The organism is Chryseobacterium gallinarum (assembly GCF_001021975.1).
Taxonomy (GTDB): Bacteria; Bacteroidota; Bacteroidia; order Flavobacteriales; family Weeksellaceae; genus Chryseobacterium; species Chryseobacterium gallinarum.
On record NZ_CP009928.1, the window covers coordinates 638,499 to 652,955 of the forward strand.

The window sequence follows — 14,457 nt, forward strand, 5'->3', positions numbered from 1 at the left end:
AACGGAATTATCATATTTTAACTGTTTTCACTGAAAAGTAAAAAAATTGTATAAGTTTTAATAAAAAAATTGCACAATTAGAAAATAGTATTATATTTGCTATAATTACGAACTAACTTTAATATTAAAAATTATGAACAAGTCTGAATTAATCGACGCAATCGCAAAAGATGCAGGAATCACTAAAGTTGCAGCAAAAGCTGCTTTAGAATCCTTTATTTCTAACGTAACTTCTACTTTAAAGAAAAAAGACGGAAAAGTTTCTTTAGTAGGATTCGGTACTTTCTCAGTAGCTGAGAGAGCTGCCAGACAAGGTATCAACCCTGCAACTAAAAAACCAATTAAAATTGCTGCTAAAAAAGTTGCTAAATTCAAAGCTGGAGCTGATTTATCCAATGCAGTTTCCGGAGCTAAGAAAAAATAATCATTCAGATTACAAAAATTCAAAAGGCTGTTTCTTAGAAACGGCCTTTTTAGTACATAACAACCAGCTATACAGATATTAGTACACAAAATACAATAAGCAGGCAAAAAGGATCAAGCGCAAAATCTGGGGCTTATACTATTTAGATCTATTTAATTTTTAAAATTCACGCAAAGATTTCTTTTTGATTACTCTTTATTTTAAGTAAGCTAAGAAATGAATCGATCTTCAATCGATTCTGATGAAGCGAAGACTTTGCATGCGCTTAGTCAGCAGCTATGCTGCCTTCTTTGCCTACTTAAAATGGAACATTATTTTTTTAAAACTTTGCGTGAAAAACGATCTCAATAATTTTGATGCTAATCAATAATGAAAGAATTTCTTATATTCAGACCCCAATTTATTATATCCAATTTTTGAGACTGATCCGCTATTGTTTATTAATCTTTTTTTAGATCAAGCGCAAAAGTTGGGGGCATATAATATTTAGATCTATTTAATTTTAAAATTCACGCAAAGATTTCTTTTTGATTACTCTTTATTTTAAGTAAGCTAAGAATGAATCGATCTTCAATCGATTCTGATGAAGCGAAGACTTTGCATGCGCTTAGTCAGCAGCTATGCTGCTTTCTTTGCCTACTTGAAATGGAACATTATTTTTTTTAAACTTTGCGTGAAAAACGATCTCAATAATTTTGACATTAATCAATAATGAACAGAATTCTTATATTCAGACCCAATTTATTATGTTCCCAACTTTTACTCCTGATCCATAAGGGATCAAGTGCAAAATTGTGGTCTTATAATATTTAGATCTATTTAATTTTTAAAATTCACGCAAAGATTTCTTTTTGATTACTCTTTATTTTAAGTAAGCTAAGAAATGAATCGATCTTCAATCGATTCTGATGAAGCGAAGACTTTGCATGCGCTTAGTTAGCAGCTATGCTGCTTTCTTTGCCTACTTGAAATGGAACATTATTTTTTTTAAACTTTGCGTGAAAAACGATCTCAATAATTTTGACATTAATCAATAATGAACAGAATTTTTATATTCAGACCCAATTTATTATGTCTCCAACTTTTACTCCTGATCCGGCAAAAGCCTGCTTTTATTGATATAGTGTTTTTAAAACATGATTCTTCTAACCTTCAAATCCGGATTAAGGTGCCAATCTGGAGATTTTCCAATCCAGGTCTTCCAGTTGATAGATAATTCTGTCATGTAACCGATTAGGTCTTCCCTGCCAGAATTCGATTTCGTATGGTTTTGCTATATATCCTCCCCAGTGCCCGGGTCTTGGAACTTCAGTATTTTCATATTCTTTTTCGAGTTCTTTCAGCTTTTTTTCTAAAAAATCCCTGTCAGGAATCACTTCACTTTGCGGAGAAACCACAGCTCCAAGCTGGCTCCCTTTAGGTCTTGAGTGAAAATAGCCATCGCTCAGATTATCAGCAACTTTTTCCAGGTTAGCTTTAATAATAATTTGTCTTTCCAGATTCGGCCAGAAAAAGTGAAGACAGGCTTTATGATTGTTTTCAATAGCCTTCCCCTTCCTGCTGTTATAATTGGTATAAAAAATAAAACCTTCATGGGTATAGGCTTTAAGCAAAACCATTCTGGTTCTCGGACACCCATCTTCTTCTATTGTAGAAACGGCCATTGCATTTGCTTCGGAAATCATATCGCTTTCACTTGCTTCCAAAAACCAGTCTCTAAACTGCTCAATCGGATTTTGTTTGATCTCACTTTCAATAAGTTGGGCTTTACCGTAAACTTTTCTTTTATCATGCAGGTTTTCCATAAATATTTTTTATTAAATTTGAGTATGAATCACTCATACAAAGGTAAAATATTAATCTCCACCCCTGACATTTCCGGTGATATTTTTTCAAGATCGGTAGTATTGGTCATTGAACATAATGAAAGTGGTGCATTTGGTTTGATACTGAATAAAAAAAACAGCCAGATGAGTAATAAATTCAAAGATTTTTTTGATTTCAAAATTGAAGTATATGATGGTGGGCCAGTGGAAAATGATAAAGTTTTTTTTATTGTAAAAGGGAAAAAAGTGACTGATATTTACACTGAAATCACCGATGAATACTATCTTACCGAAGATATTGAGCATATCATTAATGCCGTTTTAAGTAATGATCTCGACATACACCAGGTGAAAATATTCTCAGGATATTCAGGATGGGCTTCTAATCAACTGGATGCTGAAGTTCAGCGAAAAATGTGGACAGTAGTGGATGTTTATAATCTTGACTATACGCTTCCCAATGACCAGACCCTTTGGAAATCAATTATGCAGAATCTTGGCGGCGAATTTCTTCTCTGGGCTAATTCTCCTGAGGATATTTCATTAAACTAATTATTTCGTTCAAAACTCCGCAACATAATTAACAAAATTTAAGATTATCTTAACCAATTTTAAAGAAAGTTTTCCCGTTATTTGAAAAAACAAATTACTAATAAAATGAAAGGGATTAAACTACTTACTTTATCAGTGTTTTCTACGGTTCTTTTATCTTCATTTGTTCCTGTAAACAAAAAATATATTGTCATAGATGCTGGTCACGGCGGTAACGATCATGGAGTTGTATTTGGTCAATTCTCTGAAAAAGATATTTCATTGGATATTGCCAGGGAAATTCAGAAGATCAATCGAAATCAGGATGCATATGAGATTATTTTAACCCGGGATGGTGATAGCCATCCAACCCTTTCTGAAAGGACTGATCAAATCAATAAACTGAATCCTGAGATGGTTATTTCCCTTCATGTGAACAGGTCTCCACAGGAAGAAACTCCTAACCATGGAGTTGAAGTATTTGTTCAAAATTCTGAAGACTCAAAGAAGCTTGCAGGAAAAATCTATAAAAAATTCAACGTCCGTAAAATTGAAGAGCGTAATCTCCATATACTGAGAGAAACCAAGGCACCTGCCGTACTGGTAGAGCTTGGATTTATCAATAATTCTTCAGACAGAGCCTATATTACCAGTAAAAAAGGGCAACAGGAAATTGCACAAAAATTCGTTGAAATTATCAATGAAAACTAAATAAGAAACAATTTCTGATTTACTCAGAATAAAACCCGGTAAAGGACTTTCGGAACTTTGTTGTTTACCGGGTTTGTCAATTTTAATTAAAACTTTTCTTCCAGCTTTCTACGAGTTTCAAGAAACGGGTATTGTCAAAAGTTTTATTTCTAATTTTACCAACAGAAAATATGCCTTTCTCATCAGAAATCAATAAAATTTCTTCTGCTTTTTGAGATTCAAATGCAATAATCTCGTGTTCCTGTATGTCTGCAAGGTTATTTTTATGCAGGAAAGTCACAAAATTTTCCATTAACGGAGAAATGTAGGCCCCTTCTGTCTGCTTTGGAATTTTAATAACATCTCCTTCGAGAAACAATAAATTTCCTGTGGTAGTACGGGCAATCCTTTTGTTAGGGTTAAGCAGGATAACATCATCCAGATCATTTTCCTGAGCATAGATCCCTCCATAAATATTTTCCGGACAATGAACCCTGATATTACTCAACAGGTTATTGTTTACATTGATTTCTTTAATCAAATCCAATTCCAGTGGCCTCTGGTGAACAGTAAGCACATCTTCCATTTCCGTTATTTCATAAAAATAGGAAACTGAAGATTTTGCCAGGGTAGGCCCATCATTATTTCTGAAAACCAGGAAATTGATAATTCCGTTTTTTATTCCTTTCCCTTCTATACTTTCTTTTTGGAAAAGTGATTGAAAAAACTCCAGGGTATAAGTCAGGGGGATATTCATTCTCATCTTTCTCATGGAAGCCATCAGGAAGAAATAACATTCTTCATCCATGATTAATTCTCCGTCTTTCACAAAGAAAGATACCTTCACTGAGTCTCCCCAAAGAAAGGCTCTGTTCTTTACATTTAATTCGTCCGATGTAAAATATTGATTTTCCAATTTTTGATGCAATTTATTTACAAAAAAATAATGAACGATAAATCGTTCATCAGTTTTATCATTTAATACAGACCAGCATTATGCTGCACCTAATTTTATTCTGAGATTCTCAATAAGATTTTCCCAATACATTGCGTTTTCTTCTTCATCTCCATCTTCACAGAAATCTGTAATATTAAGAGACAAGTCTTCTGTAATATCATCTATTACGATAGTCATTTCAAAGAAGTTCTTAGTGCCTTCGTCTTCTTCCCATCTGAAACGCACGAAACCTTCAGGCTTATATCTGATCAAAGTGGCCTTTTCAGCAGGGCCTCCTCCCCAGCTAAAAAAGAAATCATCGCCTTTCTCTGTTACCTCATCCGCAAACCATTCAGACAATCCCTCCGCAGTGGCCAGATATTCATACAAAATCTCTGATAAACAATGCATTGGAAATTCGTAATGGACTTTATGTTTCGCCATATAATCTTTGTTTTTATCGTCCCGCAATATATAAATTAATTTTTTTATTACACAAAAAAGCAATTATTTTTTTAAGGGATCTGCATGATATTTATCAGAGATTTTAAATATGTATTATGTTAAGTATGAACCATTAAAACTAGCATGCAATACATAAAAAAATCTCTCCGGTGGGGAGAGATTTTATATTTAATTTTCGTTAAGAATATCAAGGATGATTTGACAACCTTGTCTGATTTCCTCCAGGGATATGGTAAGCGGGGGAGAGATTCTCAGATATTCATTTCGATAAAGCTGCCAGAATACGATCAGTCCTTTATCCATGCATTTTTTTGCAACGTCTAAAGTATATTCAGGACTTCCGAGATTTACGGCCAGCATCAATCCTTTCCCGTTAATGTTTTTAATCTTTGGATGGATCAGTAATTCCCTGAATAATTTTTCTTTTTCTGCAACTTCATCCATTAAACCGCTTTCTATAACTTCTTTTAAGGTAGCATAGCTTGCCGCTGCAATCAGAGGGTTTCCACCAAAGGTAGTAATGTGTCCAAGCTTCGGAGAATGGGACAGGGTCTCCATAATTTCCCGGGAACTCATAAAAGCCCCCACAGGCACTCCACCTCCCATTCCTTTCCCCATCACCAAAATATCCGGAACGATTCCGAAATGTTCAAAAGAAAACAGCTTTCCGGTTCTTCCGAATCCCGGCTGAATTTCATCAAGAATTAAAAGGGCACCTACTTCTTCACATCTTTTTTTCAGTTTAATCAGATAGTCATTATCAGGCACCAGAAATCCTGCCGCTCCCTGAATGGTTTCCAGGATAACACATGCTGTCTTCTCTGTAATTTTATCAAAATCATGTTCATTATTGAATTCAATAAATGTAACCATAGGCAGTAGGGGACGGAATTCCCGTTTATGAGTTTCGTTTCCGGACACACTTAGTGCCCCGTGGGTATTTCCATGATATGAATTTTTAAAAGAAACAATTTCTTCTCTTCCCGTATATCTTTTTGCCAGCTTTAAACTTCCGTCAATTGCTTCTGCCCCACTGTTCACCAGGTAAGTAATTTCTAAAGGATTCGGTGTTGCTTCCGCCAGCAGCTTACACAATGCAACAGGCTTTTCCTGTGCATATTCGCCATATACCATAACGTGAAGATATTTATCTGCCTGTTCTTTGATAGCATTAACAACCTTCGGGTGCGAGTGTCCCAATGTATTGGCTGAAACTCCGGCTACAAAATCCAGATATTGTTTACCGTCTGTCCCATAGATATAGCTTCCTTCAGCTTTTTCAACTTCAAAGCCGGCTGCAAATTTTGTGGTTTGCGCCTGATATATAAAGAAATCTTTTTGCATTTCCATCGTCTTCAAAAATTTCAGCAAAGCTATAAAAGATTCTGCAAATCCCGAAATAATAACCTTGAATAAGCTTCAAATGAAAATTTTCTATTGATTATAATTTACCTTAAAAAGCATTTCTATTAATATTTAATCACCATACATAGATATAAGTAAATTATTTTTTAAAATTAATCTGAATTATAAAACACCAACTAGAATTGACATTATTTAACACGCCGGAGCATTTAGAGGCAATAGTTAATTCTCTAACTTAGTAATATAAAAAATCACATATTATGAAAAATCTATTCTTAAGTATTTTAGTATTGGCCGGTATGATAACGGCAAGATCTCAATGGAATCCTGATACTGGTCAGAATGTAAAGGTAGTTGATACCAACTCCGAAGTTTTTGGATTTCCAACGGCAATGAGCGACGGGAAAACATATGTGACCTACTGGAAGAAAGTAAATGCTCCTGTAAATTATGAATTATGGCTTCAGATTCTGGACCAGAACGGAAATAAGCAGCTGGGAAATAACGGCATCATGATCAGCAATCAAATTCCGATGTCTACGTATTTTGCTGTAGAAGGAACCGCGATCGATTCTTCCGACAATTTATATATTGGGGTAACGGGAACGGGAGCAGGAAACGCCGGATATGTATTTAAAATAACCCCGCAAGGAAATTCGGTATGGCCTAACGGTATTATGCTGGGAGAAGCTGCCCTGCCCAAGATTCTGCCTTTATCAGGAGGGGATATTATGGTAGCTTACGCTCCCATAACTCAAAAATATACAAAAGTACAACGCTTTAATTCAAACGGACAAGCTGTATGGCAAGCACCCGTTGACATCAAGTCTGATGACTTCTCTAAAGAAACCAATCCGGTAGGTCTTTTTAAAGTCTCTGACAATGAATATGAAATCATTTTTAATCAATCAATCGGTGGAACAAATGCTTACTTATTTGCCCAAAAAATCAATCATGAAGGTACTATTCTTTGGAACGCTCCTAAACAGGTTTCAACAAAAGTAACGTCGTCAGTCGGGGAATATAATAGCATTGTTGTTGACGGAACAACTGTTTACTGTGCTTATATCGGATCAGATAATAATGCCTTGTATGGTTACCTTCAAAAGATCAATTCCGACGGAACTCTTCCATGGGGTGCGGATGGAGTTAATTTCACGACCGACCCTTCTAATTTCCAGCTAGGAATCAAAGCGGCAATGACTCCCGGCGCACCACATGTATGGGCTATTGCACATTATGCTAATCCAAGCCAGAATCTAGGTGGTGAATTTATTCAGAAATTTGATAAGAATACCGGAGCAAGACTCCTGACCAATACCGCAAAACAGATATATCCGATAGATAGTAGCCTCAGGCATCACGCAGGAAATTTATACCTGATCAATGACAATCCGTTTTTTATCATACAAAAAAATACAGATCCCAACTCTAATGCAATTTCCCTGAATGTGGTATCATTGAATAACTCCGGTGATTTCAGCTGGGCCCAGGAACATTTCCCAATGGCAACCTATCCTGCCACAAAATCCGGCATTACCAGTCTTGCCCCTGTTAACGGACAAAATGTAATTGTATTCCATGAAAAAAAGGCTTCGGATTCAGAAGAAAGCATTTATGCTCAGAATTTTAAGTTTTCAGCCCTTAACACCCAAGAAACCCAAGGAAACCAGTTATCAGATATTATTTATCCTAACCCTGCCAAAGATGTTATCAGCATTAAGGGGATGAAAGATCAAAAATATGACATTTACAATACTACAGGCCAACTGATACAGTCAGGAAATATCAAGGGCAGCAAAATATCTGTTCAGAACCTGTTAAAAGGAGTTTATTATTTAAAAATCAAAGACCGGAACTATACCCATACATTCAGTAAGGAATAAAGGAGCAACTACAAAGAAGCAAGGAAATTAGAATATAATTGCTGATTCATTTAAACTTATACAATTTTAATACGGGACAACAACGCATGATTATAAAAAGAACCGCTGTATCAAGCGGTTCTTTTATTATTTTCTTACTCTCTTCGGCTTTTTAGCCTCTTCTTTCGCTCTTTCTTTTTCCACAGCTTCCTGGGCTTTATCATAGAGCTCGGTATCGGCAGAGTATTTTATTTCTTCGTAATTAGGACTATCGACAAGAATATCCTGCCATTTTCTGATTCTATCTTTGGTATTCCAGTTAAAATCCGGGAATTTTCTTCTGGCCGGTTCTATTTTGCTCATCGGATAGGTATCTGAAGTTGCACCTATACTACAGGAAATAATTTGCAGGGCCCTTTCTTCAAACAAGGCACCTATAATCCCGCAAGCAGACAGGGTAATTCCGATTCTTTCGGGCTTCTTTGTTTCCTGATCCGTATCATCTACATACACGATAGATTGCGCATTTCCGATAACCTTCGCTTCTTTGATCGCATTTTTCTCATAGTAAACCGTCATGAATTTTCCTTTCACCTGGTTGAATTCATCTTTTAATGTTAAAGAATCCACTTTGCTGATCGCAAAGGCATTACCAATAACTTTTAAAGAGTCTATGTCTTCAGTTTTGGTATTGAAATAAGCTTCTACTTTGTCTCCGGTCACTTGTTTTTCTCCACTCCACAGAATGGGCTGGGTATACATATGCATGATTCCATCTGTTTCATTAAAGGCAATGGAATCTGCTCTTCCCTGAGCATTGGATTTATAGACACGCGCTTTTTTATATGCTCTCAAATAGCTTTTTTTCACCTTGATATCTGATGAATCCGGTCTTTGATAAGAGATAATTTTTTCTGCAGCAAAATAGATGGAATCTTTTTCCATTACTTTTACCGCATAAGGATTTTTAGTCATCATGGCAGAGTCTTTTTTCTCAAAAACCTCTCCATAGCCTCCTTTGATATACCTTTTTTCTTTCGGGTCATCCAGCATTACATTTCCGGTTGCTTTTCCAAAGCCACTCAGCTGATTATAATACATATCGTCCCCTGTAAGGATTTTATCATTATAAAAAATCTTGGAATTTTTATTAAGGAAGGCTTCCTTGGTTTCCATCTTATAAGTTCCTCTTTCCGTGTATACCCTGTTTTTTGGATTAGCCTTGTTGGTAATGGTTGTTGGTCCGGTAAAGTCGGCAACCTTTGTATTTTGATTCTGTTTGATATTAGGTCCTTCAATAATGTACTGCGGAGTATCTATCTTTACGTTTCCGGTAAGATCTACTATTTTGGTATTGAGAAAATACGTAGCCGATTTGGTATAGGTTATATTCTGTCCGTCCGAGATTGTACCTCCGGTATTAAAATAGGCCTGATTGGAGATCCTGTCATAATACAGGATATCTGTCTTAATGGTTTGTTTCGGATCTGTAAGCACTACATTTTTCCGGGCAACCCCTTTCTGGGTATTCCCGTCATATTCCATCTCTCCTGCAGTAATTACGGAGCCGTCGGTATTCTGAAGTCTTGTATTTCCGATTGCTTTTACAAAGTTTTCCTCATTATACAGGATGACTTCATCTGCTGTAAGAACAGAGCCCTGGTGTTCAATCTGAACATTTCCTGTGAAGTACTGATTGCCTTCATATTTTTCAGGGTCTTTTATAATTTTATCTGCGTGGATGATTTTTACTTTATCTTCAGGCTTTGTCTGGACAGGCCGGGCCGATGAAGGAGTCTGCAGATAGGGATCTCTCTTCACGGGAGTTTTATCCTGCGCAAAACTGAGCGTAGAGATAAGAAGTAACAGAAAAAGGATTATTCTCATTAATTAGTCATTCTTAGTGCCATAAAAATATAGCGAATGAGAATCAATTTTTACGCCAAATGCATCTTCAATGGCTTCTTTGATTCCTTGAATTCTGGGGTCACAGAATTCAATAATTTCTTCAATTTCTTTATCGGAGTCTTTTTTGTAGATTACCAGATGGTCATGCTGTTTATCAAAATAAGACTTTTCATAAGATGAAGAGGTCAGTGTTTTTTCTCCGAACTGATGTTTACGGATCAGGCCCGCATCCAGGAAAATTTCAATAGTGTTGTAAATTGTAGCTTTGGAAACATGATATTTTTTCTGCATCATCAGAAGGTACAGATCATCAACATTGAAGTGATGATCCATATTATAAATCTCTTCTAATATCGTATATCTTTCAGGGGTGTTTCTAAACCCTTTTTCCAGTAAGTAGTTTCTTAAAACATCCTTGATCAAAGCTATATTTTTTTCTTTTTGTATTGTATCCATTAAAAAAATTATCTACAAATTTATTGATTTTTATTTAAATAGATATCATGCTCAGATACTCTAGGAGTTGTGACGGAAATACCCGGATTGCTCGATCTTATTATCATAAACGGTAAGTTCCGTAATAGGAGCAGACTCTACCTCAACATTATGCGAAGATACTCCCCAGGCTTTAAAATCATCACTTCCGATATACTTCACAAAATTGTAAATATTAAGAGTAATTTTCTGTTTAACCGTCAAAAGAATATCGTTGATATAGGTATTATCTATAATCACATACTTAAGATCCGGCGGGATATTGTGAGCTCTTAAAGACGGATGGCTGCTTCTTGACGGAATGGTCCCATCAGCCATTAAATCTTTTAAAACCATATTGAAGTAATCGTTAATTCTCCGGTCTACTTTAAATCCAAGAAGGAAGTTTATTTTATAAACAGTTCCGGGAAGAATTTCGTCTACGGTATATTTAAAGGTGTACGGATCTTCCTGGTTTACAATACTTAGGATAAAGTAATGATCTGCTCTTTTCGGCTGTTTTTTAATAATGGAATAAATAATTTTAGATTCCACTTCATCATTTCTTTTCGCCCTGCTCAGGTAAGCAAGATTTGTTGCATATTTAGGAATGGTTTCGTCCAGCTTCATATCTTTAAGAATAGAAACATATTTTTCTATTTTCACATACTGGATAAAGTTGGCCTTAATTAATCGTCCGTTATACCAGGCATACATACAAACTGCAATAAATCCTCCTAACACCATTGTCAGCCAACCTCCGTCTACAAATTTGATCACATTTGCGTAGAAGAAACCTGATTCAAGGAACAGATAAACAATGGCAAAACCTATAATAAAAATTTTGCTCACCCTTGTTCTGCTCAGCCAGAATAAAAGGAGAATGGTTGTCATGAGCATGGTAATGGTAATCGTCAATCCATAAGCGGCTTCCATGCGTTCTGACTTCTGGAAGAATACAACGACGATAAAACAAAAAGCCATTAATCCCCAGTTGATTCTTGGAATATACATCTGTCCTTTAATCCCTGAAGGATATTCAATATGCTGATTAGGCCAGAAAGAAATAGACATTGCCTCCGAGAACATGGTAAATGACCCGGTGATAACCGCCTGACTCGCAATAATAGCTGCTGCTGTGGCCAGGATTACACTTGGTAAAACGGCCCATTCAGGCATTATTCCAAAGAAAGGATTTACTCCGTTGTGCACCTGGTGATAATTATCAAGCAGCCATGAACCTTGTCCCAAATAGTTTAAAATAAGCATCAGCTTAACAAATACCCAGCTGATTCTGATATTCTTTGCACCACAATGCCCCAGATCCGAATACAAAGCTTCTGCTCCCGTTGTACAAAGGAAAACAGCCCCCATAATAACAATGGCACTTGAAGAGTGGGTGATCAGGTTATAGGCATATATCGGGTTGAATGCTCTAAGAATTTCAATGTGATCAAAGATGTGAAGAGATCCGGAAACTCCTAAAACCAGGAACCACGTCACCATAACAGGGCCGAAAAACTTTCCGATGGAAGCGGTTCCAAACTGCTGTACGACAAAAATCACAAATAAAATCACCAATGTAATAAGAACAACAGGCGTTTCGGGATTGTAGATTTTCAGACCTTCAATAGCGGACATCACCGTTAAGGAAGGAGTGATAACACTATCGGCTACCAATGTGGATGCTCCTATAATGGCGACCACATACAGCCATTTTTTCTTCAGTTTTTTTACTAATGAATAAAGAGCAAGGATTCCACCTTCCCCTTTGTTATCTGCTTTAAGAGCAATGATTACATATTTGAGGGTAGTCTGAAGCGTCAACGTCCAGATGATACACGATAAAGCTCCTTCAATGTATTCATCAAACGGCATAGCGGCGCCTTCTTTTCTTGCGTTCACAATTGCTTTCATTACGTAAAGCGGTGACGTACCAATATCTCCGAAAACGATTCCAAGAGAAACTATAACGCCTACAAATGAAAGCTTCTTTAAGTCAAAATGATGACCGCCTTCTGTAACTTCTGCCATATCAGCCAATTTATTTTTTTAAAAGCGCAAATTTATATCAATTTTATGACCCTAAGAACTTTTCTTCATGAATATAATAAATGAAAAAACTTCCTTTCGGAAGTTTTTCTCTATAATTATTTCACGTACATCGCTTTTTTGATTTCTTCTTTTACTTTTTCAAGTTTTGGGAACCATTCTGCAAACAATGCTGCTGAGTAAGGTGCAGGCGCATCAGGAGTAGTAATTCTCTTGATAGGAGCATCTAAATAATCAAATGCTTTTTGCTGTACCATATAAGTAATTTCTGAAGATACTGAACCAAACGGCCATGCTTCTTCCAGGATAACCAGTCTGTTTGTTTTCTTCACTGATTCTAAAATTGTATCGAAATCAAGAGGGCGAACTGTTCTAAGGTCGATCACTTCTACAGAGATACCTTCTTTAGCCATATCTTCAGCAGCCTGGATAGCCAGCTTCATGATTTTACCGAAAGAAACCAAGGTAACATCTGTACCTTCTTTTTTGATATCTGCTTTTCCTATTGGTAAGTAATATTCTTCTTCAGGAATTTCCATTTTATCTCCATACATCTGCTCAGATTCCATGAAAATAACAGGGTCATTATCCTGGATTGCTGTTTTCAATAATCCTTTTGCATCATAAGGGTTGGAAGGTACCACTACTTTAAGCCCCGGGCAGTTGGCATACCAACTTTCAAAGGCCTGAGAGTGTGTAGCTCCCAATTGTCCTGCTGAAGCGGTAGGACCACGGAAAACGATTGGACAGTTCCACTGTCCACCACTCATCTGACGGATTTTCGCTGCATTATTGATAATCTGATCAATTCCTACTAGTGAAAAATTGAATGTCATAAATTCTACGATCGGTCTGCTTCCATTCATTGCAGCTCCCACGGAGATTCCTGCAAATCCAAGCTCTGCAATCGGAGTATCGATTACTCTTTTCGGACCAAATTCATCCAGCATTCCTTTTGAAGCTTTATATGCACCATTATATTCTGCAACTTCCTCCCCCATCAGGTAGATGGATTCGTCTTTACGCATTTCCTCGCTCATTGCCTGTGCAATTACCTCACGAAAAGTATATTCTGCCATATTTTCTTGAAAAATTTAGAGTACAAAAATAGTGTTTTTTTATTATACACATAACAAAAAGGCATCTCATTTGAACAAGACGCTCCAATATTAAGAATAATTCAAGACGTGATGTTTAAAACAGACAAGTTATTGAAGCATAAAGAACGTTAACCTATACTTCTATTATTTTTAGAAATTTCCTTGCAGCGTAGTTCTTAGTAGTTTTCATAAAAAGATGACATTTCATTGCTGAAATGCCATCTTTAAAATTCTATTTAAACTTGATTAGTTTGCTTTTTCCCAAACCTGGGTTCTTCCTAATAATGATAATCCCAGATATCCTCTTACATTAAGCTTATCACCGCTTCTTGTAATCGTGCATTTGTAGGTTTTCCCTGTTTTAGGATCGGTAATACTACCCCCGGTAAATTCATCCCCTTCTTTTTTCAGCCCTCTGATGATTTCCAATCCTACAATCGGTTTCCCTTTTCTGTCATCTTTACAAGCTGTACAATTAGGATCAGCCGGCTTTATCAGTAACTGTGAAACTTTTCCGTAATATTTTCCGTCTGATTTTTTAAATATCTCAACAATGGATTTAGCCTGCTTTGTTTCATCATCTATAGTCTTCCACTTTCCTTCTATCTGTGCAAAGGTAAGCACACTGAACAGGGAAAGGACGAATGTTAACATTATTTTTTTCATATTTCTTATCGTTTTAATTTTATACAATATTCTTTTATAAGTATTGATAAAAATATAAATTAATTTTCAACAAACAAAAACTTTTATTATACAAAGCATAAAGGAAGCAAAGAAGGCAGGAAAAGCAGTGATAAAAAATCCAAATTCCGGATGA

The 14,457-nt window shown here is 36.1% G+C and carries 13 protein-coding genes; 4 read left to right on the forward strand and 9 right to left on the reverse strand.

What is annotated here, in order from left to right; genetic code table 11:
- Nucleotides 1-133 precede the first annotated feature (133 nt).
- Complete coding sequence (locus OK18_RS02950) at nt 134-424, forward strand: HU family DNA-binding protein (RefSeq protein WP_047097388.1); 291 nt, start codon at nt 134-136, stop codon at nt 422-424.
- Nucleotides 425-1,587: 1,163 nt separating this feature from the next.
- On the opposite strand, the gene pdxH is transcribed toward OK18_RS02950, so the two are convergent.
- Nucleotides 1,588-2,229, reverse strand: a complete 642-nt coding sequence (gene pdxH, locus OK18_RS02955; protein WP_050019901.1) for a pyridoxamine 5'-phosphate oxidase — start codon at nt 2,227-2,229, stop codon at nt 1,588-1,590.
- Nucleotides 2,230-2,253: 24 nt separating this feature from the next.
- On the opposite strand from pdxH, the gene OK18_RS02960 reads away from it, so the two are divergent.
- Both OK18_RS02960 and OK18_RS02965 read left to right on the forward strand, forming a co-directional pair.
- A complete protein-coding gene (locus OK18_RS02960) occupies nt 2,254-2,802 on the forward strand; it encodes a YqgE/AlgH family protein (protein ID WP_053329276.1) in 549 nt (182 codons plus the stop codon).
- A 105-nt stretch (nt 2,803-2,907) separates the two neighbouring features.
- Entirely contained in the window at nt 2,908-3,492 is a 585-nt protein-coding gene (locus tag OK18_RS02965; protein ID WP_053327033.1) for an N-acetylmuramoyl-L-alanine amidase family protein, read from the forward strand.
- 82 nt (nt 3,493-3,574) lie between these two features.
- Here the strand turns inward: OK18_RS02965 and OK18_RS02970 are convergent, their stop codons facing one another.
- The 3 genes from OK18_RS02970 to OK18_RS02980 form a co-directional block, all read right to left on the reverse strand.
- Nucleotides 3,575-4,387, reverse strand: coding sequence for an aminotransferase class IV (locus tag OK18_RS02970; RefSeq protein WP_053327034.1), 813 nt, complete (start codon nt 4,385-4,387; stop codon nt 3,575-3,577).
- Nucleotides 4,388-4,465: 78 nt separating this feature from the next.
- On the reverse strand, nt 4,466-4,852 hold the full coding sequence (locus OK18_RS02975; RefSeq protein WP_047097383.1) for an START-like domain-containing protein: 387 nt from the start codon (nt 4,850-4,852) through the stop codon (nt 4,466-4,468).
- Between the two features lie 189 nt (nt 4,853-5,041).
- The gene (locus OK18_RS02980) at nt 5,042-6,217 is read right to left on the reverse strand and encodes an aspartate aminotransferase family protein (protein ID WP_053329277.1); all 1,176 of its coding nucleotides are present in this window, start codon (nt 6,215-6,217) and stop codon (nt 5,042-5,044) included.
- Between the two features lie 281 nt (nt 6,218-6,498).
- Here OK18_RS02980 and OK18_RS02985 point away from each other — a divergent pair, with 281 nt between their 5' ends.
- Nucleotides 6,499-8,124: a T9SS type A sorting domain-containing protein gene (locus OK18_RS02985; protein ID WP_053327035.1), complete on the forward strand. Its 1,626-nt coding sequence runs from the start codon at nt 6,499-6,501 to the stop codon at nt 8,122-8,124.
- 126 nt (nt 8,125-8,250) lie between these two features.
- Here OK18_RS02985 and OK18_RS02990 read toward each other — a convergent pair whose 3' ends face one another.
- The 5 genes from OK18_RS02990 to OK18_RS03010 form a co-directional block, all read right to left on the reverse strand.
- Nucleotides 8,251-9,990 (reverse strand): OstA-like protein, encoded by a 1,740-nt coding sequence (locus OK18_RS02990; protein ID WP_053327036.1) that lies wholly within the window; start codon nt 9,988-9,990, stop codon nt 8,251-8,253.
- A 3-nt stretch (nt 9,991-9,993) separates the two neighbouring features.
- Nucleotides 9,994-10,467, reverse strand: a complete 474-nt coding sequence (locus OK18_RS02995; RefSeq protein ID WP_034709941.1) for a Fur family transcriptional regulator — start codon at nt 10,465-10,467, stop codon at nt 9,994-9,996.
- A 60-nt stretch (nt 10,468-10,527) separates the two neighbouring features.
- A complete protein-coding gene (locus OK18_RS03000; protein WP_053327037.1) occupies nt 10,528-12,519 on the reverse strand; it encodes a KUP/HAK/KT family potassium transporter in 1,992 nt (663 codons plus the stop codon).
- Between the two features lie 116 nt (nt 12,520-12,635).
- Entirely contained in the window at nt 12,636-13,616 is a 981-nt protein-coding gene (locus OK18_RS03005; RefSeq protein WP_053327038.1) for a pyruvate dehydrogenase complex E1 component subunit beta, read from the reverse strand.
- 267 nt (nt 13,617-13,883) lie between these two features.
- Nucleotides 13,884-14,303 carry a DUF2147 domain-containing protein gene (locus OK18_RS03010; RefSeq protein ID WP_050019896.1) on the reverse strand — a complete coding sequence of 140 codons (420 nt, stop codon included), beginning with the start codon at nt 14,301-14,303 and terminating at the stop codon, nt 13,884-13,886.
- Nucleotides 14,304-14,457 lie beyond the last annotated feature (154 nt).